Raw genomic sequence first — 21583 nt, 5'->3', positions numbered from 1 at the left:
CTTGTTTCGAGATGGCGAGAAGCGGTGCGCGATCGCGCTTGACAGAATTTTCGCTGCACGACGCGCTTCTGCATTTCAGGAATCGCCCGGTGCACGGCAAGAAAGTTTGTGCACTGATAGCATGTCTTTTTCGCACAATCCCGGCGCGCCCCCCGCGCAACGCGCTGTGCCAATTTTGAGGAGTCTCCCGATGTCGATTACCCTTTATCGCGCCACCATCCCCGTTTATCTCCGCGGTCTGACCGTCATGGCCGATTACCTCAAGAAGGCGCGCGAACATTGCGCGGCCAAGTCGCTCGACCCGGACACGATCCTCAAGGCGAAGCTGGCACCGGACATGCTCGATTTCATCGCGCAGATCCAGCGCGTGAGCGATACGGCGAAGTTCGCAGTGGCGCGTCTGACGGGCGTGGAGTCGCCGAAGTTCGACGACGCGGAAACGTCGTTCGATCAATTGATCGAGCGCATCACCAACACTGAAGCGTTCATCGCAGGCATTCTCGAAGATCGTTTCGAAGGGGCGGAGTCGCGCCAGATCACGCTGAAGTTCAAGACGCAGCAAACGACGATGGACGCGGTCGATTACCTCTTCAAGTTCGCGCTGCCGAACTTCTATTTCCACGTGACCACCACGCACGACATTCTGCGTGCGCAAGGCGTGGAAGTCGGCAAGATGGACTACCTCGGACCGTTCGAGATGCAACCGGTCTGACGATCCGTCGATCCGACGCGCGGATCGTCGGCACGGCACCCATGCAAAAAAGCGGGCGCGACAATGACGTCGCGCCCGCTTTTCATTCTGGCGTCGTTGCGCCGATTGCACGCGTTCAGTGCGTGGCAATCGGCAGATACATGCGAATGTCGTCGCAATAGCCGTTGCCCACGCGCATGGCATCCGGCTCGCGTCCGATCTCGACGAAACCGAACGACTGATACAGCCCGATGGCCGCGCGATTGTCGGCATTGACCTGCAACGTGATGTGTCGCAGTCCGGGTTGTGAGCGCGCCAGCGCGAGCGCCGCGTCGATCAGTGCGCGTCCGACACCGCGTCCCATGGCCTGTGCTTCGACGTACATGCCCCAGAGAAAACCCACGTGAGCGAAGTTCGGGCGCGCCTGTCGGCCCAGCCCGACCACGCCGACCAACCGCTCGTTCTCGAACGCGCCGAAGACACCTGCGTCAGGGCGTACCGTCAGCCATTCGCGCACGCGCTCGACCGGCCAGTCCCTCTCTTCCGCATAGCTCGATCCGAACGCCTCCGGGTGTGCCTGCAAACCCGCAAGCCGCAGCGCCTGGAACGCCAGCGCATCGGCCGGCACCAGGCGCCGTACATCGACGGCTGCATCCAGTGTCCTCATGGCAGGCGAGGCTCCATCATGGCGAGCACCGTGCGTGCGGCTTCTTCAGACGAAGCCGGATTCTGCCCGGTGACGAGGCGACCGTCGCCGACGACGTGCGATGCCCAGTTCTCCGCCTTCTCGTAGAGACCGCCGAGACGCCGCAATTCATCTTCGACGAGGAACGGCACCACGTCGGTGAGTCCGACGGCCGCCTCTTCGTCGTTGGTGAAGCCGGTCACATGACGCCCGCGTACCAGTGGCTCGCCATTCGCCGCGCGCACCTGACGCAGCACGCCCGGCGCGTGGCAGACGAAGCCGATCGGCTTGCCTGCCCGCTCGAACGCTTCGATCAGGTGGATGGAATGCGGGTCCTGCGCGAGATCCCAGAGCGGGCCGTGGCCGCCGGGGTAGAAAACGGCGTCGTAGTCGTCGGCTTTGACGTCGGCGAGTTTCAGCGTGTTGGCGAGGGCTTGTTGCGCATCGGTGTCGTCGCGAAAGCGTCGGGTGGCGTCGGTCTGCGCATCGGGCTCGTCGCTCTTGGGATCGAGCGGCGGCTGTCCGCCGGCAGGCGACGCGAGCGTTACCGCGAGCCCTTCGTCGATGAACACGTAATACGGCGAGGCAAATTCTTCGAGCCAGAAGCCGGTCTTCTTGCCCGTGTCGCCGAGGCGGTCGTGCGAGGTCAGAACCATCAGGATGTTCATGAAGCATCTCCCTGTCGAATCAGCCATGCGACCCATTCTACCCGTCATGTATGATCGACGAAACCGGCGGTGACCGCCTTGCCAGGGAGCGAGACATGCAGTTGATCGGAATGCTGGATTCCCCATACGTGCGTCGCACGGCGATTTGCCTGAAGCTGCTCGGGCTGCCCTTCGAGCACCGTTCACTGTCCGTCTTCCGGACGTTCAACGAGTTTTCCGCCATCAATCCTGTCGTGAAAGCGCCCACGTTCGTCGCTGATGACGGCACGGTGCTCATGGACTCCACGCTGATTCTTCAGTACGTCGAGTCGCTGGTCGATCCCGAGCTGCGGCTGGTTCCGGCCGAACCTGCGGCACGGTTGCGTTCGTTACGACTGACGGGACTTGCGCTGGCGGCCTGCGAGAAGTCGGTGCAACTGGTCTACGAGCGCGAACTGCGTCCGAGCGAGAAGCGCCACACGCCGTGGACTGACCGCGTGCGCACGCAGGTTCACGCGGCGTTTCAGGGGTTGGAAAAGGAACTGGCGCAGGTGCCGGTCGAGGCCACGCCGGATCGCATTGGCGAGCACGGTGTCGCGATTGCCGTAGCGTGGCGCTTCCACCAGATGATGCTGCCCGAAGTCGATTTCGGCAGCGCGTTTCCCGAGGTTGCCAAGTTCTCGGCGGAAGCCGAAGCATTGCCCGCGTTTCGCGAAACGCCGCCGATCTGACGTTGTGAGCGTTGGGAGGACTGGGATCAGAGAGACGCCGGACATCGTGCTATCCGGCGAATCGTGTGGACAGCCCGCCGGATACCGGGCGGGCCTGATGGACGTTAAGTGAGTTAAGGGGATCAGCTCTTGAGGCGATAGCCCGTCTTGAACATCCACGCGACGATCGCGAGGAAGATCGCGAGGAACAGCAGCGTCATGCCGAGACTGACCGCCACGCTCACATCCGCCAGTCCGTAGAAGCTCCAGCGGAAACCGCTGATGAGATACACGACCGGATTGAACAGCGTGACGGCGCGCCAGAACGGCGGCAGGATGCTCGTCGAGTAGAAGCTGCCGCCAAGGAACGTGAGCGGCGTGATGATGAGCAACGGCACGAGTTGCAGCTTCTCGAAGCCATCGGCCCAGATGCCGATGATGAAGCCGAGCAGGCTGAACGTCACGGCGGTGAGCACGAGGAAGAAGATCATCCAGATCGGATGCTCGATGCGCAGCGGCACGAACAGCGCCGCCGTGCCCAGCATGATGACCCCGAGAATGATCGACTTCGTTGCCGCCGCCCCCACGTAGGCGCACACGATCTCCATGTAGGACACGGGCGCGGAGAGCACCTCGTAGATCGTGCCTGTGAAACGTGGGAAGTAGATGCCGAACGAGGCGTTCGTCACACTCTGCGTGAGCAGCGAGAGCATGATGAGGCCCGGCACGATGAACGCGCCGTACGGCACGCCTTCGATTTCGGGAATGCGCGAGCCGATGGCCGCGCCGAACACCACAAAGTACAGCGAGGTCGAGATGACCGGCGAGATGATGCTCTGCATCAGCGTGCGACGCGTGCGGGCCATCTCGAAGTTGTAGATCGCCCTGACGGCGTAGAAATTCATGGCGCGGCTCATCCTTCTTTTTTATGCACGAGCGAGACGAAGATGTCTTCGAGCGAGCTTTGCGTCGTGTGCAGATCCTTCACCGAAATGCCGGCGCGCTCCATGTCGCGCAGCAGCGAGGCGATGGACGTCTGCTCGATATTGGCGTCGTAGCTGAAGACGAGTTCGGTGCCGTTGTTGCCGAGCACCAGACCGTAACCGGCGAGGGCCTCGGGCACGGCTGCGATCGGCTCGGTCAGTTGCAGCGAGAGCTGCTTGCTGCCCATGTGCCGCATCAGTTCGGTCTTCTCCTGCACGAGCGTGATCTGCCCGCCGGTAATGATGCCCACGCGGTCGGCCATTTCTTCGGCCTCTTCGATGTAGTGCGTGGTGAGGATCACGGTCACGCCGGTCTCGCGCAGCGACTGCACGAGGCGCCACATGTCGCGTCGCAACTCGACGTCCACCCCGGCGGTCGGCTCATCGAGGAACAGCACACGCGGCTCGTGCGAGAGCGCCTTGGCGATCAGCACGCGACGCTTCATGCCGCCCGAGAGCTGCATGATGCGGCTGTCCTTCTTCTCCCACAGCGATAGCGAGCGCAGCACCTTTTCGATGTGCGCCGGATTCGCCGGTTTGCCGAACAAACCCCGCGAGAAGGAGACGGTGGCCCACACGGATTCGAAGGAATCCGTGGTCAGCTCCTGCGGCACGAGGCCGATGGCTTCACGCGCGGCACGGTAATCCGTGACGATGTCGTGACCGTCGACGGTGACCGTGCCCGAGGTCGGACGCACGATGCCGCAGATGGTGCTGATGAGGGTCGTTTTGCCGGCGCCGTTCGGGCCGAGCAGGGCGAAGATCTCGCCGCGCTGGATTTCCAGGCTGACGTTCTTGAGTGCCTGGAACCCTGTCGCGTACGTCTTCGACAGATTTTTGATTGAGATAACGGATGGCATGGCGGCGACGATAGCACAGGCGCGAGGAACTTGTCGGACACGCCGGGCAGAAAAAAGAGGCGGGTGACGGAATCGTCGACAGAGGTGCAATCCTGCACACCCAGCCATCTCATCCGACACCCGCCGGGGCATTCGGTCACCCATTCGGTCACCCTTATGCCCACCCTTCAGCCAGTGCCTTAACCCTTCGGCATTTCCTTGGGCACGATCACCATCCAGTTCATGCCGAAACGGTCCTTGACCATGCCGAACGTTTTCGCGAAGAACGTCTCGCCCAGCGGCATGTTGACCGAGCCGCCCTCGGCCAGCGCGTGGAACGCCTTCTCGGCCGCGCCCACTTCGGTGAAGTCCACCGACAGCGAGAAGCCGTCGAACTTCGGCTGACCGCTCACCATGCCGTCGGACGCCATCACCATCGATTCGCCGATGGAGAACTCACCGTGCATGATCTTGTTCTCGCTGCCCGGCGGCAGCATGCCTTCGGGACACTGCTCCGGGCTGTCGCCGTAGCGCATCACCATGCCGCGCTTCGCGCCCAGCGTCTTCACATAGAAATCCATGGCTTCTTCGCAACGACCTTCGAAAAACAGATAGGAATGAACTTGCATGGAGCGCTCCTCAATATGTCTGCGATAAACGGGCATTCGGGTGCCCGGGGAAGTGTCATCGGTCGAACGTCATCGGTACTTCAACAACCATAGTGCCTGCACAGGCGAGGCGCGAATGTGACGTCATCCACCGACCGATGATGCATTGCAACTTGCCATTGTGGACGGTGTACACAAACAATAGCAGACATAATGGACACTGTCCACAAGGGGTAGCAATGACAGAACAAGAAACAACGACCGGGCCGGCGCGGACGACCTATCGCCACGGCGACCTGCGCCGGGCGTTACTGGAAGCGGGGATCGCGCTCGCGCGCGACGGGGGACCGGATGCGGTGATCCTACGCGAGGCCACGCGGCGCGCCGGGGTGGTTCCCAATGCGGCCTACCGGCACTTCGCCAATCGTCAGGATCTGCTTGACGCGGTGCGCTCGGCGGCATTGGCCGAACTGGCGGTGTTCATCGAGCATGAGCAGGCGCTGCTCGATGCAGCGTCGCTGCCTGACGGCGCGGCGCGCTCGCGCGCGGTGTTGCGTGGCGTGGGTATCGGCTATCTACACTTCGCGCGCAGGCAGCCGGGGCTGTTCCGCACTGCGTTTGCGCCGTCGGAGAATGTACGTTCGGCGGGCGGGCCGGAGAAGGCGGGGGCGAGCGGATTGAATCCGTTCGAATTGCTGGGGGCGGCGCTCGACGGCATGGTGGCCGCCGGCATCGTGCGTCCCGAACAGCGGCCGGGCGCCGAGTATCTCGCCTGGGCGGCGGTGCACGGCCTGTCGGTGCTGGTCATCGACGGCCCGCTGCGTGACTTGCCCGACGAACAGGTCGATGCGCTAGGACAGCGGCTCGTCGCGATGGTCGAGCAGGGGCTGTAGTCGCGATAGCGCGCACGGGGATGGGTCAGAGGTTCGTCAGACGCGGCGTGAGCAGATCGGTGAGCCAGTTCATGAACGCCTGCGCGCGGCGTGGCAGATGCCGACGGTTGGCATAGAGCAGCGACACCGCGAGCGGCTCGGCCTGAAAATCCGGCATCACTTCTTGCAGCGTGCCGTCTGCGATGTGACCTCGCACACCCGATTCGGGGGCCTGAATCAGCCCGAGTCCGGCGAGGCAGGCGGCCTGATAGGCGTCGGCGTTATTCACCGTCAACACACCCTCCATCGGCCATTGTGCGTAGCGCTCGCCATCGAAATACTCCCAGCCGACGGGGCGCGTGCCCAATGTCGTCGTGTAATGGATCAGCCGGTGGCTACTGAGATCTTCCAGCGTTTTCGGCACGCCGTAACGTTTGAGATATGCCGCGCTCGCCACATTGATTTGCCGCATATGGCCCAGCGGACGCGCAATCAGCGTGGAGTCCGCGACTGCGCCCACGCGCAATACGCAATCGAAGCCTTCGCGCACGAGATCGACGCGCCGGTCGGTGCTCGACAGCTCGATGCGCAACGCCGGATGCTGCGCCAGAAACGACGGCAGTTGCGGGATCACGGTCGTGCGCGCCAGCGTGGCGGGAAGATCAACCCGCAGCCGTCCGGAGAGCGCTTCGTTCTGCGCGGCGAACATCGTCTCCCACTCCTCCATATCGGCGAGCAGGTCCTTGCAGCGTTCAAGGCAGGCCTGTCCGTCCTGCGTGAGCTGCACACGGCGCGTGGTTCGATGCAGCAAGCGCGTGCCCAGCTTCGTTTCGAGTTGCTTGATGGCGTTGGACACGCTGGCGCGAGGCAGGCCGAGGCTGTCGGCGGCCTGCGTGAAGCTGCCGGTCTCGGTAACGCGTACGAAGATACGCATGGCGTCGAGCTGGTGCATGGGGACGAGGGGGCATTCGTCGGGGCAGACGAACGATTGTTATTGGAATTTGATCAGTGTAATCAGATTCGATGGATTTATTGGTGAAATTCGATGCAATAGGATGTTGAACATACATCCAAGGAGAATCACCATGACCCGTAAGATCGCTCTCATCACCGGTGGCAGCCGCGGCCTTGGCCGTGCTTCGGCGCTTGCTCTCGCCCATCGCGGCACTGATGTCATCCTCACCTATCGCAGCCAGCGGGAAGAAGCTGAGGCTGTAGTCGCCGAGATCGTCAAGCTGGGCGCAAACGCCGTGGCGCTGCCGCTCGACGCCTCGGATTCGTCTCAGTTCGCGCCATTCGCCGCTGAGGTCAAGCGTCTGCTAAAGGAAGTCTGGAAGCGCGACACGTTCGACTTCCTCGTGAACAACGCCGGCACCGGTCTGCACAAGGCGATCGTCGACACGACGGAAGACGAGTTCGATTTTCTCGTGCGCCTGCATCTGAAGGGGCCGTTCTTCCTCACGCAGACGTTGTTGCCGATGATTGCCGACGGCGGCCGCATTCTGAACGTATCGAGCGGTCTGGCCCGCTTCACGCTGCCGAACGCATCGGCCTACGCCATGATGAAGGGCGGTATCGAAGTGTTCTCGCGTTATCTGGCCAAGGAGTTGGGCGCGCGCGGCATTCGCGCCAACACCATCGCGCCGGGGGCGATCGCCACGGACTTCAACGGCGGCACGGTGCGTGACAACGAGGCGGTGCACAAGATGGTCGCCAACAACATCGCGCTGGGCCGGGTCGGCGAAGCTGAAGATATCGGCGGTGTGGTGGCGGCGCTGCTGAGCGACGAGACTGGCTGGATCAACGGCCAGCGTGTCGAAGCGTCGGGCGGCATGATTCTCTGACGCGCGACGTGTCAGCGATGAGGGTCTCTGCGACTCGATGAGCCACCGAGACCCTCATCGATACCGACATCGACGATCAGCGGCGTGAGCGCATCGAGCCGGACCAGGCCACGGCGCCGACGATGCACACGCCGCCGATCGCCATCTTGAGCGTGGGCGACGTGCCGAACAGCACCCACGCGAACGCGATGGCATAGACCGGTTCGAGTGCGATCACCACGGCGGCCTGACTGGCCTTGACGGTGCGAAGCGCGTGAATGAACAGGGTATAGGCGAGGGCGGTGCACACCACGCCCAGACATGCGAGCCAGCCCCATTGCACGACAGGCAACGTCAGGGCTTCACGCCACGCGAACGGTCCGAGCACGATGAGAATGCCGAGGCATTGCCACCAACTCGCCTGTAACGGCGATGCCTGCGCGCCGAGCACCCGGTTCGATAGCGCAATGACGGCGTAAATCGCACCCGACAACACACCCCACGCGAGGCCGATCGTCGCACCCGCCTGCCAGTCGAACGCGGGCGTCACGAGCGCGAGGCCGACGCAAACGAGGGCGATCACCCCCACGTCGCCCAACGACGGACGCTCACGGCGCAACGGCCATTCCAGCAGGATCACGAATGCAGGGAAACAAGCGAAGCCGAGTGTGCCGACGGCCACGCCCCCCGCCTTGATTGCGAGAAAGAACGCGAGCCAGTGCACGGCGAGCAGCACACCGGCGACGATGAGCCGCAAGGCGGACGCCGTCGAGATGCCGCGCCACGGCGCACCGCCGGACAAGCGTGACGCGCTGCGCAGACCCGCCAGACCGGTGAGGGCGATGACGGTGAGCGCGAGCCACGAAAACAGGCCGCGCCCGAACACGATCATCGTGCTGCTCGCGGCGATGTGCTCGCCAAACAGCGCCGACGCCCCGAACAGCATCGCGGCCACATGCAGCGCGATCTGCTGGCTGGCGCCCCCTTGTGTCGGCAGGGGCGCGGCGGTACCGGCAGTGTCAGCGGCGCGGGCTTCAGGCATCGCCTGCGGCGGAGGCGTCGTGCGGATCGGGCACGGGCACGGCCGTGGTGTACATGACCTGCTTGAGCGCGAAGCTCGAACGGATGTTGCGGATGCCCGGAATCCGCGAGATGCGATCAGTGATGAGCGTTTCGTACGCGGCCATGTCGCTGACCATGACCCGCAGCAGATAGTCGGCGTCGCCGGACATCAGGTAACACTCCATGACGTTCGGCAGGGCGGTCACGGCGGTTTCGAAGGCGTCGAGGCCGTCGCGGTTCTGGTTTTCCAGCGTGACGTGGATGAATACGTTGATGTGCAACCCGAGGCGCGACGGATCGAGCAGCGTCACGCGCTGACGAATGTAACCCGCCGCTTCGAGCGCCTTGACGCGCGCCAGACACGGCGAGGGTGACAGGCTGACCCGCGAGGCGAGTTCAACGTTGGTGAGGCGGGCGTCGGCTTGCAGCTCCCGCAGAATCTTCAAATCAATGGCGTCGAGTTCCATACCACACTGCGCGCGTGCCCCGGATGGGGGCCGGCGTTCCGTTCAATTAGCCGCTCGGTAGGCGACAGTGCCGCGATATTAGCCTATTTGCGCGCGTTGCCGGTGGCGATGTCTTCACGCGCGCTCGCGTCGTTGTGCGATCTCGTGAAGCGCTCGCACAGTTTCTCCAGCATCTGGTTCCAGCCGACGCCCAGACCGCGCGCGGAATGGTCGGCCGGCACGCGCTCGTGCGTCAAGACGAGTTCGCATTGCTGCTCGCCGCGCTCGAAAAGCTCGATCGTCACGAGCGTGCGCTGCTGATCCATACGTGAGGATAGCCACGTGAAGGCGAGTTTCGACGGGCGGTCCATCACCAGATACTCGCCGGTGTGAACATAATCGGCGCCCGCCGATTTCATGAAGATGTGAAAGCGTCCGCCCACGCGGGGTTCGAGCATCACGTCGCAATGCTTGACGGTACCCGGAAGCATCCATTCGCACATCCCGTCGGGATCGAGCCATGCATCGAACACTTCATCGCGCGAGGCGGGTAGCACTTTGCTCACGCGCACGGTCTGCAAGGTCATGGGGTCTCTCGCTTGCGCTTGTTCACCAGATGCGTTTCGAGCGCATCCATGCGCGTTTGCCAGAAGTCGGCGTAGTAATCGAGCCAGGCCGACGCTTCCGCCATGCGGGTCGCGTCGAGTTCGCACGTGTGCTCGCGACCGCGAACCTCGCGCCGGATCAAACCCGCCTTCTCGAGCGTTTTCACGTGCTTGGAGATCGCATTCAGGCTGACGTCGTACGGCGCGGCCAGTGCCGAGATGGTCAGGCCGCCGGCGCGCAGGCGCTCCAGTATCGAGCGTCGTGTCGGGTCGGCCAAGGCGCCGAACACGGCATCGAGCCGTTCGGCAGGGCTGACGGGAGGCATCGCGAATTCAGTTTTCGTCATCGTCCCTGGAGGATAAACCTATCCGCACAATAATCAACCTTTCGGTTGACATTAAACCTTTTGGTTGATTAATATCGTTTCACCTTTTCAGGAGAAACGAGATGGCAACACTCTTGCATATCGACTCGAGCCCGATGGGCGATACCTCGATCTCGCGTCGTCTGACGCAGGCCTTCGCACGCGAGTGGCAACAGGCGCATGCCCATGGCGAAGTCCTTTACCGCGATCTCGCCAGCACCGAGATGCCGGTGATCGACGCCGCATGGAGCGCGGCGAATTTCACTCCGGCGGAGATGCGAACCCCGCAACAGCGCGACCTGCTCAAGCTGTCCGATGTGTTCACCGCGGAGTTGCATCGGGCGGACGATTACGTGATCGGGGTGCCGATGCACAACTGGGGGCCGTCGGCGAGTTTCAAGCTGTGGGTGGACCACATCGTGCGGCAGGGCGAGACGGTGCTTCCGACGGATACAGGGCCACGCGGCCGCCTCGGTGGAAAGCGGGCGACCTTCGTCATCGCGGCGGGCGGGCACTACGGTGCGGGCGCGGCGATGGCCTCGCTGAACTTCATCGAACCGTGGTTGCGCACGTTGTTCGGCTATCTGGGCGTCGACGACATGCGGTTCGTGCTGGCGGACGGTGCGGTGAACGTACTGAATGGGACGCTCGAGCGAGAGGCGTTCCTCGCGCCTCACGTCGAGCAGGTGCGGCGCCAGGCAGTCTCGCCGGGGCGCCACGACTGACCGGTGCGACGGCGTCCGGCAGCGCCTTGCGAGGCGAGCGCTGCGTGGTGGCGTCCGGCGTGTCCCTTGACCGGTAAGGAAAGGAAATGTTGTTTTTCTGTGTTGTCGTTGCCACGGAATAACAACATTTGTTGACGATGTGCGGTGACCTGATACTATCCTGCGCTGCGAATGAGAACGTTAACGATTCTCATTAATAAAACAGCTTTCTGGATACACGGGAATTCAAGCATGTCGTCCGCTCAGGTTTATCACGCCGGCCGCGCTTCGCGCGCTGCCATCCGCCCGCTGGCCCTTGCCGCCTTTCTGACTTTCGCTGCCGCGTGTTCCACGTCGGCGTTCGCACAGGCCACGCCTGACACGGCCGCTGCGGCTCCGGCTGCCGACGGTACTGCGCCGGCTGCGCTCAAGGCCACCACGGTGACGGAATCGGCGCTGCGCGAGACGCCGCAGAACCTCAAGCAGTCGGTGGCGGCCGGCGCGCTCGGTTCGCGCAGCCAGCTCGATACGCCTTTCTCGACGACGGTGGTGAGCCAGGAGCAACTGGAAAAGCGCATGCCGGCCAAGCTCGGCGACGTGTTCGTCACCGACGCCTCCGTGACCGACGGCAGCAACGCCTTCGACGCGTGGGCTGGCTACATCTACGTGCGCGGCATGCCCATCGACTGGCAATCGGGCTTCAAGCTCGACGGCATGCCTGTAATGACCTACGGCGTGACGATGCCGTACGAACAGTTCGACCGCGTGGAGTTGCTCAAGGGCCTTTCCGGCTTCATGTACGGCTTCGTGGCGCCGGGCGGCGTGGTGAACTACGTGACGAAGAAGCCGACGGATGAGCGCATCGCGAGCGTCGACGTGGGCTTTCAGTCGAAGGGCATCTGGCGTGAGCACGTCGACCTCGGCGGCCGTGCCGGTCCGAACGACATGTTCGGCGCCCGCCTGAACTACACCCACGAGGAAGGCCGCACGTACACCGACGGCAATCTGAACCGCGATACGGTGTCGGTGGCCCTGGATGCGCGCATCACGCCCGACCTCACGTGGAACTTCGGCGCGATGTATCAGGACCGCCGTGCGACGGGGACGTCGCCATCGCTCTCGACCGCCTACTTCACGGGCAACCAGTTGCCGGGCCCGATCAACGTTTCCAACGCGAACCTCCAGACGCAGGCCACGCACCTGAACACGATCACGCAGTTCTACACGACGGGACTGCAATATCAGGTGAATCCGGACTGGAAGGTGTCGGCCAACTTCGCCTACAACAAGTCCACGCGCGACCGTAACGAAGCCACGCTGTATCTGCTCAATGGCGCGGGCGATTACCGTGGTCTGAACGATCTGGGCGATGAAATCAACACGTTCCACGCCTGGCAAGTGACGGCCGAAGGCAAGGTGCACACCGGCCCGCTCACGCATCAACTGACGTTCGGCTACGCCTCGCAATATCAGACGAACGACTATGCGTATCTCTACAGCCCCGTGACGGCGAATCCGTCCGTTGCGTTCTCGACGTACTCGGGCAATCTGTATCAGGGCGCGTCGTACCAGTTCTACGGTGACGGCACGCCGCTTCAGGCGCAACGCTCCAGCGCCATCGAACAGAAGTCGGTCTTCGCGTCCGACACGGTCCAGATCACGGATCGTTTCTCGGTGCTCGCGGGCGGCCGCTTCACGAACTACGACCAGACCAACGCGCAGGGCCTGTCGACGTACTCGACGAACGGTGTGTTCACGCCCACGCTCGCCGCGATGTACAAGCTCACGGCGAACACCACCGCTTACGCGAGCTATGTGGAAGCGCTCGAAGCCGGTGAAGTCGTCGGTTCGACCTACGCCAATGCCGGCGCGGTACTCAACCCGTTCAAGAGCCGTCAATACGAAGTCGGCGTGAAGACGGAGCAGGCCACCTGGAGCACGACGGCGGCGCTCTTCCGTATCGAGCGTGGCGCGGTCTACACGAACAGCGCGAATGCGCGCGTGGCAGACGGTCAGTCGATCTATCAGGGGATCGAGCTTGCCGGTTCCGTGAAGCTCGGCTCGCAATGGACGGTCGGCGCCAGCGCCATGGCGCTCGACGCCTGGTACGCACGCACGTCGGGCGGCTTCGACGGCAACCGTGTCGGCGGTGCACCGCGCTTCGTGCTCTCGGGCAACGTCGAATACAAGATTCCGTACGTGCCGGGCCTGTCGGTCGGCGGTGACATCCGTTACAACGGCCGCACGTCGCTCAACCCGCAGAATTCGCTGACGGTGTCGGGCTACACGCTCATCAACCTCGGCGCGACGTATCGCACGCGCGTCGCCGGCAAGGACGTGACGCTGCGCGCTGCCGTGAGCAACCTCACGAACCGTCAGTACTGGGAGTACCAGTACGACAACTACATCAAGCCGGCCGATCCGCGCATGTTCAGCCTGAACGCCAAGATCGACTTCTGATCGATCCGGCGGATGTCCGACAGACGTCGGTCGTCATCACTTGCAGCACCTTCGACAGCGGCCTCCGGGCCGCTGTTTTTGCTTTCCGGTGCGACGGGCTAATGACTCGCTATCGATCTCATCGAAAGAATCCATCGGCACTTTCGAAAAAATGGCTTGACTATCTATCTATCAGTAGATAAAGTTCGTCACATGAACCGCACAACGACATCGCCTGCTGCATCGACCGTCAGAGAACAACTGCTGGATCACGCGCAGATGTTCCTGATGACGCGAGGCTACAACGGCTTCAGCTATCGGGATCTGGCGGAGCGGGTCGGGGTGAAGACATCGAGCATTCATTACTACTTCCCGGCCAAGGAAGATCTGGTGCTCGAAGCGATCAAGGCGTACGACGCTTTCATCAGTGAAGGGCTGGCGCAGATAGACGAGTCGCTGCCCGCACCGGAAAAGCTCGCGTTGTACTCGCAGGGGTTCGGGCGCATCGTCGAAGACGGCCACCGGATTTGCCTGTGCGGCATGCTGGCGGCGGACATCGAAACGTTGCCGGAGACGGTGCGCGAAGCGGTGCAACGATTCTTCGCGTTTCACGAAGCCTGGCTCGCACGTGTGCTGACGCAGGGTGAGGCCGACGGCAGGTTGAAGTTGACATCGTCACCCGAAGCCACCGCCCGCGCGCTGTTCGCCGGGTTTCAGGGCAGCGTGATGGCGTCGCGGTTGTTTCGTGCGCCGTCGCGGCTGGAGGATGTGGTCGCATCGGTGTGCGGGGTCGCCTGAGTGGCGGCACGCAGGCCAGAATCACAACGGGAGAGTTCTCCCGTTTATTTGGGGTCATTCATCTATCTATAAGTAGATAGATGGTGAGGTGTAAGAGGCAGGATCTAAGCAACATAGAAGCGGGACAAAACGGGACGAGCGGGGGTGTGAGGTTGCGCCCATGTTCACGAAAGGGGTCCCGCAGGTGCATTAAGATGACCGCTTGGCTTCAAGGCAACGCCACGACGGCGTGTCAGGTCAGGATGGTCGAAGTTTGGAAGTGAAATTTTCTACTTACCAGGAGTTCGTCATGTCGATCGAAAAAGTGCTGTACACCGCCCATGCCACCGCCACCGGAGGCCGTGATGGCCGTGCCGTCTCGTCCGACGGCGTGCTCGACGTCAAGCTGGTCGTGCCCAAGGAAATGGGTGGCCCCGGCGTTGGCGGCACGAACCCGGAACAACTGTTCGCGGCCGGCTACTCGGCTTGCTTCCTCGGCGCGCTGAAGTTCGTCGCCGGCAAGGAAAAGGTCGCGCTGCCCGCCGAGACGAAGATCGACGGCGCCGTGGGCATCGGCCAGATCCCGACCGGCTTCGGCATTCAGGCCGAACTGAAGATCAGCGTGCCGGGCGTGGACCGCGCCGTGGTCGAAGCGCTCGTGCAAAAGGCGCACATCGTGTGCCCGTACTCGAACGCCACGCGTGGCAACATCGACGTGACGCTGACGATCGTCTAAGACGGTCGACGTCTGCGGATGTGCAAAGGGCAGCCCTCGGGCTGCCCTTTTTGCTGTGCGATGCGTTTGCTGTCCGACAAGTCGACAAGCCGACAAGCATCGCTGATTACTTCGTCTTCACTTCGACCTTGATGCCGTCGGGCAGCACGGTGATGGCGCCCGGTTCGACGTCGCGTCCGCCGTACTTCAGTTGCTCCGGCTTGAACGTGTAGATCGGGTACTGGTTGAGCACCTGTTGCGCGACGTTGCCGCCAATGGACGTGAGTTGCTGGCCGTAGGCAGGCGGCATGCCGTTCACGTCCACGCGCTCGACGCTCGGGTTGTCGAGCAGCACGGCGCGCCTGACCGGGTCATACTTCAGTGCACTGGAAATCGCCAGCACGCCCTTGAGCGGCTGGCCTTGCAGCAACACGTTCTGCACCTGAGCGTCGACCTGCGTGTTGATGCGGTTCGCTTGCGGATTGAAGCCGATCTGCGGATGCGTGAGCTCGACGGAGAGCAACTGGCCGTAGTTGAGCGTGGTGGGAAAGCGCTTGTCGACGGCCATCTCGATGTCCTTGCGGGTCATCGTGTATTCGCCGGTCCAGATGTTGTAGCCGGCTTCGGCCACGCGCATGAACGGCGTGAGCGTCGCACCGAGCAGGCCGCCGAGCGTCAGACGCAGGGTCGTGCGGCGCGACACGCCTGACTGGCCTGACACGTCCAGGATGTCCGATGCGCCGTCGGCAGACGTCGAGCCGTTGATGCGAAGCGTGCGAGCGGTATTGCGGGAGCGTTGCGAAGTCATGTCGTGGGCGCCGGACAAGCGGGCGCGCGTTGAATCGTCGATGGTTTTGTGACTCGGCGGATGTGGAATCGTTCTGAACGCCGCGTTGATCCGTGCGCCGGACATCCGGGACAAGACTTCACAATTGGCGTTGCACGTGAACCACAAAACGCGCCAATCACTCCGGAAAACCGACCCGCATGAGCGTGGCAATGCGTGGTGACGGCAGGCGACGGGTCAATAATGCGGCGGGATTTCGTGACGCGGATTGCCGTCGTTGCCGCCCCCCTGACCCTGTGACTGCATCTGCTGATACAGCGCCTTGAACTGCTTTTGCAGCAGATCGATTTGCTGCTCCTGACGGGTGACGATCTCGTTGAGTGTTTCGAGCAGATCGTCCTGAAACGCCGTCTTCACTTCGAGTTCGACGACGCGGGCTTCCAACGATTCCATGGGCTTCTCCGGTGAACGCGGCATTGTAGGCTATCGAACGATTCGCCAGCCCACGCCGCGAGGGGCAGGTCGCTCGATGAGCGCTCCGGGCATAATCGCAACATGAAAACCTTTCTGCTTTATGTCGTCACTGCGGTGGCGGAGATCGTCGGTTGCTACTTGCCCTGGTTGTGGCTGAAGCAGGATCGCAGCGCGTGGCTGCTGGTGCCCGGCGGCATTGCACTCGCGCTCTTCGCATGGCTGCTGACGCTGCATCCGTCGGCCGCCGGACGCGTTTATGCCGCCTACGGTGGCGTGTATATCAGTGTCGCGATCGTATGGTTGTGGCTGGTCGACGGGATGCGTCCGACGTCGTGGGACATCGCCGGCGTGGTGGTCGCCCTTGCCGGGATGAGTCTGATCGCGTTTCAGCCGCGCTAAATGAGGCACGGAGTGACGCATTCAGGTGCCACGCTGAGGCGTCACACCAATCTCGGGCCCTCGCTTTAGCCGTCCTTCCGTTTCTTCAGTCCGGCGTCTTCACGCGATACGTGCAGCGCTGCCCGCCCGCGAGGATGTGCGTCTCGCGCGAGACGGTGCCACGCTCGCCGACCAGCTCCTGAAATAATTCCAGCTCAGTGCGGCAGAAGCCCTGACAGGTTTTCGCTGCCGCACAGATCGGGCAATGGTCTTCGATGAGCAGCCAGTCGTCGCCATCGCGCTCCACGCGCGCCATATAACCTTCCGCCGAGCGAATCTCCGCGAGTTTCGCGATGCGCTCGGGCAAGCCGGGCAGGGGATCGATCGCGCGCTTGTACTGCGCGCGCGTCTCCGCCGCGCGTTGCGTAATCAGACGGTCGAGCCCGTCTTCGCCGAACAACTGACGAATCGAGCCGATCAACTGAATCGTGAGCGTGGAGTGTGCATCGGGGAAGCGATTGTGGCCGGCCTCGGTGAGCGCCCATGCCTGACGCGGACGTCCCGCGCCGCGCGTGGGCATCGTCTCGCCGGCCAGCAGACCCTCTGCCACCAGCTTCTGCACCTGCTGACGCGCAGCCTCGGCCGTGATCCCCAGACCCGAAGCGACTTCGGCTGTGGATGCCGGTCCCTGCGTCTTCAACCAATGCAGCACCCGTTCGTGCCCGGCGCTGGCGGCGCTGAGCGGCGCACCCGCCCTATTATCCAAGTGGTTATTTGGGTAATTCATCGTGAGGCATGTAATATCCAAGAACTTTCTTGCATATTAGTCGCCCGATGGGTGGCTGTCTATCCATGACAACGAGCACGACGAACGAAGGCGCGCCGGGCTGGCGCGATCTGTTGAGTGGCAACAACGGCTGGCGGTCGCTGGCGCTGGCGGGGGGTGTGGCGTTGCATGCGACCAACGTCTATGTGGCGACGACGGTGTTGCCGTCCATCGTCAGGGAGATCGGCGGGCTCGATCTGTATTCGTGGAACACCACGCTGTTCGTGGTCGCCTCGATCCTGGGCTCGGTCTTCGCTGCGCAGATGCTGTCGTCGCTCGGCCCGCGCGTGGCTTACATCACGGCACTGGTGGGGTTCAGCGCCGGCACGATGCTGTGTGCCGCAGCGCCGAGCATGCCGTGGATGCTCGTGGGCCGTACGCTGCAAGGTTTCGGCGGCGGCATTCTACTTGCGTTGAGCTACGCGTTGATCCGAATCGTGTTCGCACCGCCGCTGTGGTCGCGCGCGATGGGGCTCGTCTCGGGGATGTGGGGCGTTGCTACGTTATGCGGGCCGGCGCTCGGCGGCGTTTTCGCCCAGTTCGGTCATTGGCGCTGGGCGTTCTGGTCGCTGCTGCCGGTGGTCGTGGGCCTCGGGCTCATCATTCGCGCGCAGGTGCCGGCCGGACGCAAGGTGGCGGGTGCGGAAGGCACATCGCACGCCAACGACGCGACGCATGCCGTGCCCTGGTTCAAGGTCGTGTTGCTGTGTGCATCGGCTGTTGCGATTTCGCTGGGGGCGGTGGTCGATTCGCATGTCGTCGCCGCCGTATGGATGGTGCTGGGACTGGCGCTGGCGTGGTGGCTCGCGCACCGTGAGCGCAGCGTGCGCCATGCGTTGCCGCGTCTGATGCCGACGGGCGCGTACTCGCTGCGAACGCGTCTCGGCGGACTCTATGCGGTGATGAGCCTGCTCGGTCTGGCGATGACCAGCGAGATCTACATCCCGTACTTCCTTCAGACGATCCACGGCCAGACGCCTTTCGCTGCGGGCTATCTCGCCGCGCTGATGGCCGCGGGCTGGTCGGTCGGTTCGATGACCAGTGCAGGGCGACAGGGGGAGGCGGCCGATCGTCGCGTGCGACTCGGCCCGGTGATCGTCACGGTCGGCATGCTGGCGCTGGCGTGGTTGTTGCCGCAGGCGTCGCTCTTCGCGAGCGCGGCGGGGGTGGCCGGCGTGTGCATTGCGTTGTTCGGCGTGGGCGTAGGGGTCGGGATCGGCTGGCCGCATTTGCTCACGCGGGTGATGACGGCGGCGCGCCCGGGCGAAGCGGGGCTGGCGTCGGCGTCGATCACGACCGTGCAGTTGTACTCGATGGCGCTGGGCTCGGCGCTGGCCGGACTGGTCGCGAACTCGGCCGGGCTGGCGGACGGTGGACTGGCGCATGTGCAGCGCGCATCGGTCTGGTTGTTCGTGTTGTTCGCGCTGGCGCCTGCGGGCGCCGCCGTCATCATCTTGCGCGGCAGGGTCGCCGGGACTGCTGCAAAGCCGGAAGGACAGGAGGCACTATGATCGATCGCATCACAGCCATGCGTACTTTCGTGCGCGTCGCCGAAGTCGGCAGCTTCACGAAGGCGGCGCTCTCGCTCGACCTTCCCCGCGCGACCGCGACCACGCAGATCCAGCATCTTGAACGCTGGTTCGGGGTAGCGCTCTTCACGCGTTCCACGCGACGTGTTGCGCTCACGATGGAGGGCGCGGCGTATTACGAGCGATGCTCGGCCATTCTCGCGGACATCGAAGAGGTCGAGTCCGGGCTGTTCGGCGCGCAGGCGCAACTGCGCGGACGCCTTGCCGTCGTCCTCCCGCCAGTCATTGCGCGCGAGGTCGTGATGCCGTCGCTCGCGCAATTTCAGGCGCGTTATCCGGGGCTGGAGATTGCGCTGGATGCGACGCCCGCGCATGGCGACTGGCGTGGCGATGGCGTCGATTGCGGTGTGGTGCTCGGGGAGTTGCCGGACTCGCGTCTGGTGGCGCGGCATCTCGGCGATCTGCCGCGTGTGACATGCGCGAGCCGCCGCTATCTGGAGTCGCACGGCACACCGGCCGACCTCGACGATCTCGCGATGCACACCTCGGTGAAATGGTTGTCGGCGCCGGCAGAGCCGCTGGCCTCGATGGGGGCGTCGGCTTCGCACGGAAATGAAGGTGTGCCGCTGCCTGCGCGCTGCGGCGATCTCACGATGATCGTGGGTGGCAAGGCCACCTGCGTGCGTACGCGCGGTCAACTGCATGTGGGCGACGAGGCCGCGTATCTTGCAGCGGGACTCGAAGGTCTCGGGCTGATTCAACCGACAGTGCTCGCGGCGGCGCCGTATCTTGCGTCGGGACGTCTGGTGCCGGTGCTGCCGAAGTGTCCACCGCCGCCGCTGCGGCTCTCGGCGGCCTATCCGTCACAGAAGCGGGTATCGCCGCGCGTGCGGGCGTTCGTCGACTGGCTGGCGCTCATCTGCGAGCCGCTGGGCCATGCGCAAGCCGATATTAATGGCGGCGTGCGTGCGAATGCTGCGAAGCCGGCCACCGCTGACGTCGGAACTGACGCAGCGGTGCCGGCTTCGGAGGCGGCGCTTGATGACGAGAGACGTGATGTTCGTGAAGCCCGCGATGCCCGAGATACTCGTTACGCGCCGCTCCCCGTCTTGCCCGAGGGGGCGCCGTCGAATCCGCGTCGCTCGTTCAGGCTGCCGGCGTAGTGATTCCGCTTCTCCTCGTACATCAGCAGGTCGGCGCGCTGAATCGTCGCTTCGAGACGCTCACCCGCTTCGCACGTTGCCATCCCCATCGAGAATGACAGCGGCGTGCCCGGATAGAACGAATTGTTCAACTCCACGAGCTGGCGAATGCTCTCGATGATCGCCGCGCCGCCCGTGGCGTCGGTCGACGGCAGCAGCAGCGCGAACTCGTCGCCGCCGATACGTGCGGCAATCTGCGGCGCCACGACGGCTTTGCTCAGCACCTCGCCGGCGCGGCGCAGCAGCGCATCGCCTGCTGCGTGGCCGAGCTGGTCGTTCACCGCTTTCAGCCCGTTCAGATCCGCCACGACCACCGTCACGGGGAAGGGGCCCTTGCGTTCGAGCCGGTTGAGTTCGTCGACATAGAACGAACGGTTGCGCAGCTTGGTGAGCACGTCGTGCTTGCCGAGGAATTCCAGATACGATTCGGCCTTCTTTCGTGCGGTGATGTCCGTGAGCGCGACCAGCACCAGATCCCATCGCGCTTCATGGCCGGGCAGCACGGCGAATTGCAGATGGACGTTGATCTCGTTGCCGTCGAGCGCGTAGTTGATGACTTCGCGTTGCTGGAAGAGCTTGTTTTCCCACAGGTCGATCAACTGCTCGCGGAAGTTGTGACGCATGTCGTCGCGGAACACGTCGGGCAGGCGGCCGAGCAGCGTTGCCTTGTCGGGGGCGACGAACATGGCGAGCGTGTGACGGTTCACGTCCAGCACGTCGATTTCCTGCATGCAGCGCTCGACGAACTCCGGGTGAACGTCGGTGAAGGTGCGAAAGTCGGTAATACCGCGTGCGCGTGCATCGTCGAGCAGCAGCTTGATCGCGCTGAAGTCTTCGACCCACAGCGAGACTGGTGAATATTCGAAGAGGCCCCGGGCGTATTGTTCGCCCATGGTGACGCGCTCGCGGGCGTGCTCCAGTTCGGTTACGTTTTCCAGCGCGATCAGCACGCGGTCGAGCGACGTTTCGTGGCCGGGCAGCACCGAGCCGTTGAGCAGCACGTCCAGACGGCGTCCGTCGAGCGTGTAGTTGACGGTCTTGCTCGTGAAGTGTGTCTTGCCGTCCCACAGTTGGCAGAGTTCTTCGATGTGCGTCTTGAGCATGTCGTCGCGAAACACGCGCGGCAGGTTGGCCACGAGGTCGTCGAGCGACGGTGCGTTGAACATGGCGAGTGTGCGTCGATTGACCTTGATGACGCGAATGCGTTGCGAGCACAGCGACACCTGCGCCGGATCGGCCTTGAAGTAGGCGCGCAGATCGCGCACCCCCAGCGCCCGCCATTCGTCGAACAACTGCTTCACGCCGCTGAAGTCTTCGAGCCAGAGCGAGACCGGCGCGAGGTCGAACATCAGGGCGTCGTCGGTATGACTGGCAGTCTCGGGAGTGGCCGTGGAGGACGAAGCGGGCGCAGACGGC

At 63.5% G+C, this 21583-nt stretch carries 25 protein-coding genes; 11 read left to right on the top strand and 14 right to left on the bottom strand.

What is annotated here, in order from left to right:
- The first annotated feature begins 190 nt into the window (after nucleotides 1–190).
- Complete coding sequence (locus C5N93_RS11080; protein WP_242559300.1) at nucleotides 191–712, top strand: DUF1993 domain-containing protein; 522 nt, start codon at nucleotides 191–193, stop codon at nucleotides 710–712.
- 115 nt (nucleotides 713–827) lie between these two features.
- Here the strand turns inward: C5N93_RS11080 and C5N93_RS11075 are convergent, their stop codons facing one another.
- A complete protein-coding gene (locus C5N93_RS11075) occupies nucleotides 828–1358 on the bottom strand; it encodes a GNAT family N-acetyltransferase (RefSeq protein ID WP_242559299.1) in 531 nt (176 codons plus the stop codon).
- Entirely contained in the window at nucleotides 1355–2044 is a 690-nt protein-coding gene (locus C5N93_RS11070; protein WP_242559298.1) for a type 1 glutamine amidotransferase domain-containing protein, read from the bottom strand. Before C5N93_RS11070 ends, C5N93_RS11075 begins: the two co-directional genes overlap by 4 nt.
- Before the next feature lie 95 nt (nucleotides 2045–2139).
- Here C5N93_RS11070 and C5N93_RS11065 point away from each other — a divergent pair, with 95 nt between their 5' ends.
- A complete protein-coding gene (locus C5N93_RS11065) occupies nucleotides 2140–2754 on the top strand; it encodes a glutathione S-transferase (protein ID WP_242559297.1) in 615 nt (204 codons plus the stop codon).
- Nucleotides 2755–2876: 122 nt separating this feature from the next.
- Here the strand turns inward: C5N93_RS11065 and C5N93_RS11060 are convergent, their stop codons facing one another.
- From C5N93_RS11060 to C5N93_RS11050, 3 genes are all read right to left on the bottom strand, one after another.
- A complete protein-coding gene (locus C5N93_RS11060) occupies nucleotides 2877–3638 on the bottom strand; it encodes an ABC transporter permease (RefSeq protein ID WP_069344005.1) in 762 nt (253 codons plus the stop codon).
- Between the two features lie 8 nt (nucleotides 3639–3646).
- Nucleotides 3647–4576 (bottom strand): ABC transporter ATP-binding protein, encoded by a 930-nt coding sequence (locus C5N93_RS11055; RefSeq protein ID WP_069344006.1) that lies wholly within the window; start codon nucleotides 4574–4576, stop codon nucleotides 3647–3649.
- 179 nt (nucleotides 4577–4755) lie between these two features.
- On the bottom strand, nucleotides 4756–5184 hold the full coding sequence (locus C5N93_RS11050) for a VOC family protein (RefSeq protein WP_242559296.1): 429 nt from the start codon (nucleotides 5182–5184) through the stop codon (nucleotides 4756–4758).
- Between the two features lie 218 nt (nucleotides 5185–5402).
- Here C5N93_RS11050 and C5N93_RS11045 point away from each other — a divergent pair, with 218 nt between their 5' ends.
- Nucleotides 5403–6056 (top strand): TetR/AcrR family transcriptional regulator, encoded by a 654-nt coding sequence (locus tag C5N93_RS11045; protein ID WP_242559295.1) that lies wholly within the window; start codon nucleotides 5403–5405, stop codon nucleotides 6054–6056.
- Between the two features lie 25 nt (nucleotides 6057–6081).
- On the opposite strand, the gene C5N93_RS11040 is transcribed toward C5N93_RS11045, so the two are convergent.
- Complete coding sequence (locus tag C5N93_RS11040) at nucleotides 6082–6987, bottom strand: LysR family transcriptional regulator (RefSeq protein WP_242559294.1); 906 nt, start codon at nucleotides 6985–6987, stop codon at nucleotides 6082–6084.
- A gap of 133 nt (nucleotides 6988–7120) precedes the next feature.
- Here C5N93_RS11040 and C5N93_RS11035 point away from each other — a divergent pair, with 133 nt between their 5' ends.
- Entirely contained in the window at nucleotides 7121–7879 is a 759-nt protein-coding gene (locus C5N93_RS11035; RefSeq protein WP_150721246.1) for an SDR family oxidoreductase, read from the top strand.
- 76 nt (nucleotides 7880–7955) lie between these two features.
- Here the strand turns inward: C5N93_RS11035 and C5N93_RS11030 are convergent, their stop codons facing one another.
- From C5N93_RS11030 to C5N93_RS11015, 4 genes are all read right to left on the bottom strand, one after another.
- Nucleotides 7956–8900 carry a DMT family transporter gene (locus C5N93_RS11030; RefSeq protein WP_242559293.1) on the bottom strand — a complete coding sequence of 315 codons (945 nt, stop codon included), beginning with the start codon at nucleotides 8898–8900 and terminating at the stop codon, nucleotides 7956–7958.
- Complete coding sequence (locus C5N93_RS11025) at nucleotides 8893–9387, bottom strand: Lrp/AsnC family transcriptional regulator (protein WP_150721244.1); 495 nt, start codon at nucleotides 9385–9387, stop codon at nucleotides 8893–8895. The genes C5N93_RS11030 and C5N93_RS11025 overlap by 8 nt, the downstream gene beginning before the upstream one ends.
- An 83-nt stretch (nucleotides 9388–9470) precedes the next feature.
- Entirely contained in the window at nucleotides 9471–9953 is a 483-nt protein-coding gene (locus tag C5N93_RS11020; RefSeq protein WP_242559292.1) for an SRPBCC domain-containing protein, read from the bottom strand.
- Nucleotides 9950–10318 carry a metalloregulator ArsR/SmtB family transcription factor gene (locus C5N93_RS11015; RefSeq protein ID WP_240493660.1) on the bottom strand — a complete coding sequence of 123 codons (369 nt, stop codon included), beginning with the start codon at nucleotides 10316–10318 and terminating at the stop codon, nucleotides 9950–9952. Before C5N93_RS11015 ends, C5N93_RS11020 begins: the two co-directional genes overlap by 4 nt.
- 101 nt (nucleotides 10319–10419) lie before the next feature.
- Here C5N93_RS11015 and C5N93_RS11010 point away from each other — a divergent pair, with 101 nt between their 5' ends.
- The 4 genes from C5N93_RS11010 to C5N93_RS10995 all read left to right on the top strand — a co-directional run bounded on the left by C5N93_RS11010 (nucleotide 10420) and on the right by C5N93_RS10995 (nucleotide 14992).
- Nucleotides 10420–11061, top strand: coding sequence for an NAD(P)H-dependent oxidoreductase (locus C5N93_RS11010; protein WP_242559291.1), 642 nt, complete (start codon nucleotides 10420–10422; stop codon nucleotides 11059–11061).
- A 231-nt stretch (nucleotides 11062–11292) separates the two neighbouring features.
- On the top strand, nucleotides 11293–13500 hold the full coding sequence (locus tag C5N93_RS11005) for a TonB-dependent receptor (RefSeq protein WP_242559290.1): 2208 nt from the start codon (nucleotides 11293–11295) through the stop codon (nucleotides 13498–13500).
- A gap of 192 nt (nucleotides 13501–13692) precedes the next feature.
- Nucleotides 13693–14277 (top strand): TetR/AcrR family transcriptional regulator, encoded by a 585-nt coding sequence (locus tag C5N93_RS11000; protein ID WP_242559289.1) that lies wholly within the window; start codon nucleotides 13693–13695, stop codon nucleotides 14275–14277.
- 289 nt (nucleotides 14278–14566) lie between these two features.
- Nucleotides 14567–14992, top strand: coding sequence for an organic hydroperoxide resistance protein (locus C5N93_RS10995; RefSeq protein ID WP_150721239.1), 426 nt, complete (start codon nucleotides 14567–14569; stop codon nucleotides 14990–14992).
- A 106-nt stretch (nucleotides 14993–15098) separates the two neighbouring features.
- Here the strand turns inward: C5N93_RS10995 and C5N93_RS10990 are convergent, their stop codons facing one another.
- Both C5N93_RS10990 and C5N93_RS10985 read right to left on the bottom strand, forming a co-directional pair.
- A complete protein-coding gene (locus tag C5N93_RS10990; protein WP_242559288.1) occupies nucleotides 15099–15779 on the bottom strand; it encodes a DUF1439 domain-containing protein in 681 nt (226 codons plus the stop codon).
- A 216-nt stretch (nucleotides 15780–15995) separates the two neighbouring features.
- A complete protein-coding gene (locus C5N93_RS10985) occupies nucleotides 15996–16202 on the bottom strand; it encodes a SlyX family protein (RefSeq protein WP_069344030.1) in 207 nt (68 codons plus the stop codon).
- A 111-nt stretch (nucleotides 16203–16313) separates the two neighbouring features.
- Between C5N93_RS10985 and C5N93_RS10980 the strand changes: the two genes are divergently transcribed.
- On the top strand, nucleotides 16314–16631 hold the full coding sequence (locus tag C5N93_RS10980) for a YnfA family protein (protein ID WP_069344018.1): 318 nt from the start codon (nucleotides 16314–16316) through the stop codon (nucleotides 16629–16631).
- A gap of 85 nt (nucleotides 16632–16716) precedes the next feature.
- On the opposite strand, the gene C5N93_RS10975 is transcribed toward C5N93_RS10980, so the two are convergent.
- Entirely contained in the window at nucleotides 16717–17376 is a 660-nt protein-coding gene (locus tag C5N93_RS10975; protein ID WP_069344019.1) for a metalloregulator ArsR/SmtB family transcription factor, read from the bottom strand.
- 86 nt (nucleotides 17377–17462) lie between these two features.
- On the opposite strand from C5N93_RS10975, the gene C5N93_RS10970 reads away from it, so the two are divergent.
- Together C5N93_RS10970 and C5N93_RS10965 are read left to right on the top strand one after the other, a co-directional pair.
- Nucleotides 17463–18947, top strand: a complete 1485-nt coding sequence (locus tag C5N93_RS10970) for an MFS transporter (RefSeq protein ID WP_242559287.1) — start codon at nucleotides 17463–17465, stop codon at nucleotides 18945–18947.
- Complete coding sequence (locus tag C5N93_RS10965) at nucleotides 18944–20128, top strand: LysR family transcriptional regulator (RefSeq protein WP_242559286.1); 1185 nt, start codon at nucleotides 18944–18946, stop codon at nucleotides 20126–20128. The genes C5N93_RS10970 and C5N93_RS10965 overlap by 4 nt, the downstream gene beginning before the upstream one ends.
- Here the strand turns inward: C5N93_RS10965 and C5N93_RS10960 are convergent.
- Nucleotides 20056–21516, bottom strand: a complete 1461-nt coding sequence (locus tag C5N93_RS10960; RefSeq protein ID WP_242559436.1) for a sensor domain-containing diguanylate cyclase — start codon at nucleotides 21514–21516, stop codon at nucleotides 20056–20058. The genes C5N93_RS10965 and C5N93_RS10960 overlap by 73 nt on opposite strands.
- Between the last annotated feature and the right edge of the window lie 67 nt (nucleotides 21517–21583).

It is taken from the genome of Pandoraea sp. LA3, from assembly GCF_022696215.1.
In the GTDB taxonomy this organism is placed as follows: Bacteria; Pseudomonadota; Gammaproteobacteria; order Burkholderiales; family Burkholderiaceae; genus Pandoraea; species Pandoraea capi.
This window is presented reverse-complemented; position numbering and strand designations above follow the sequence as displayed.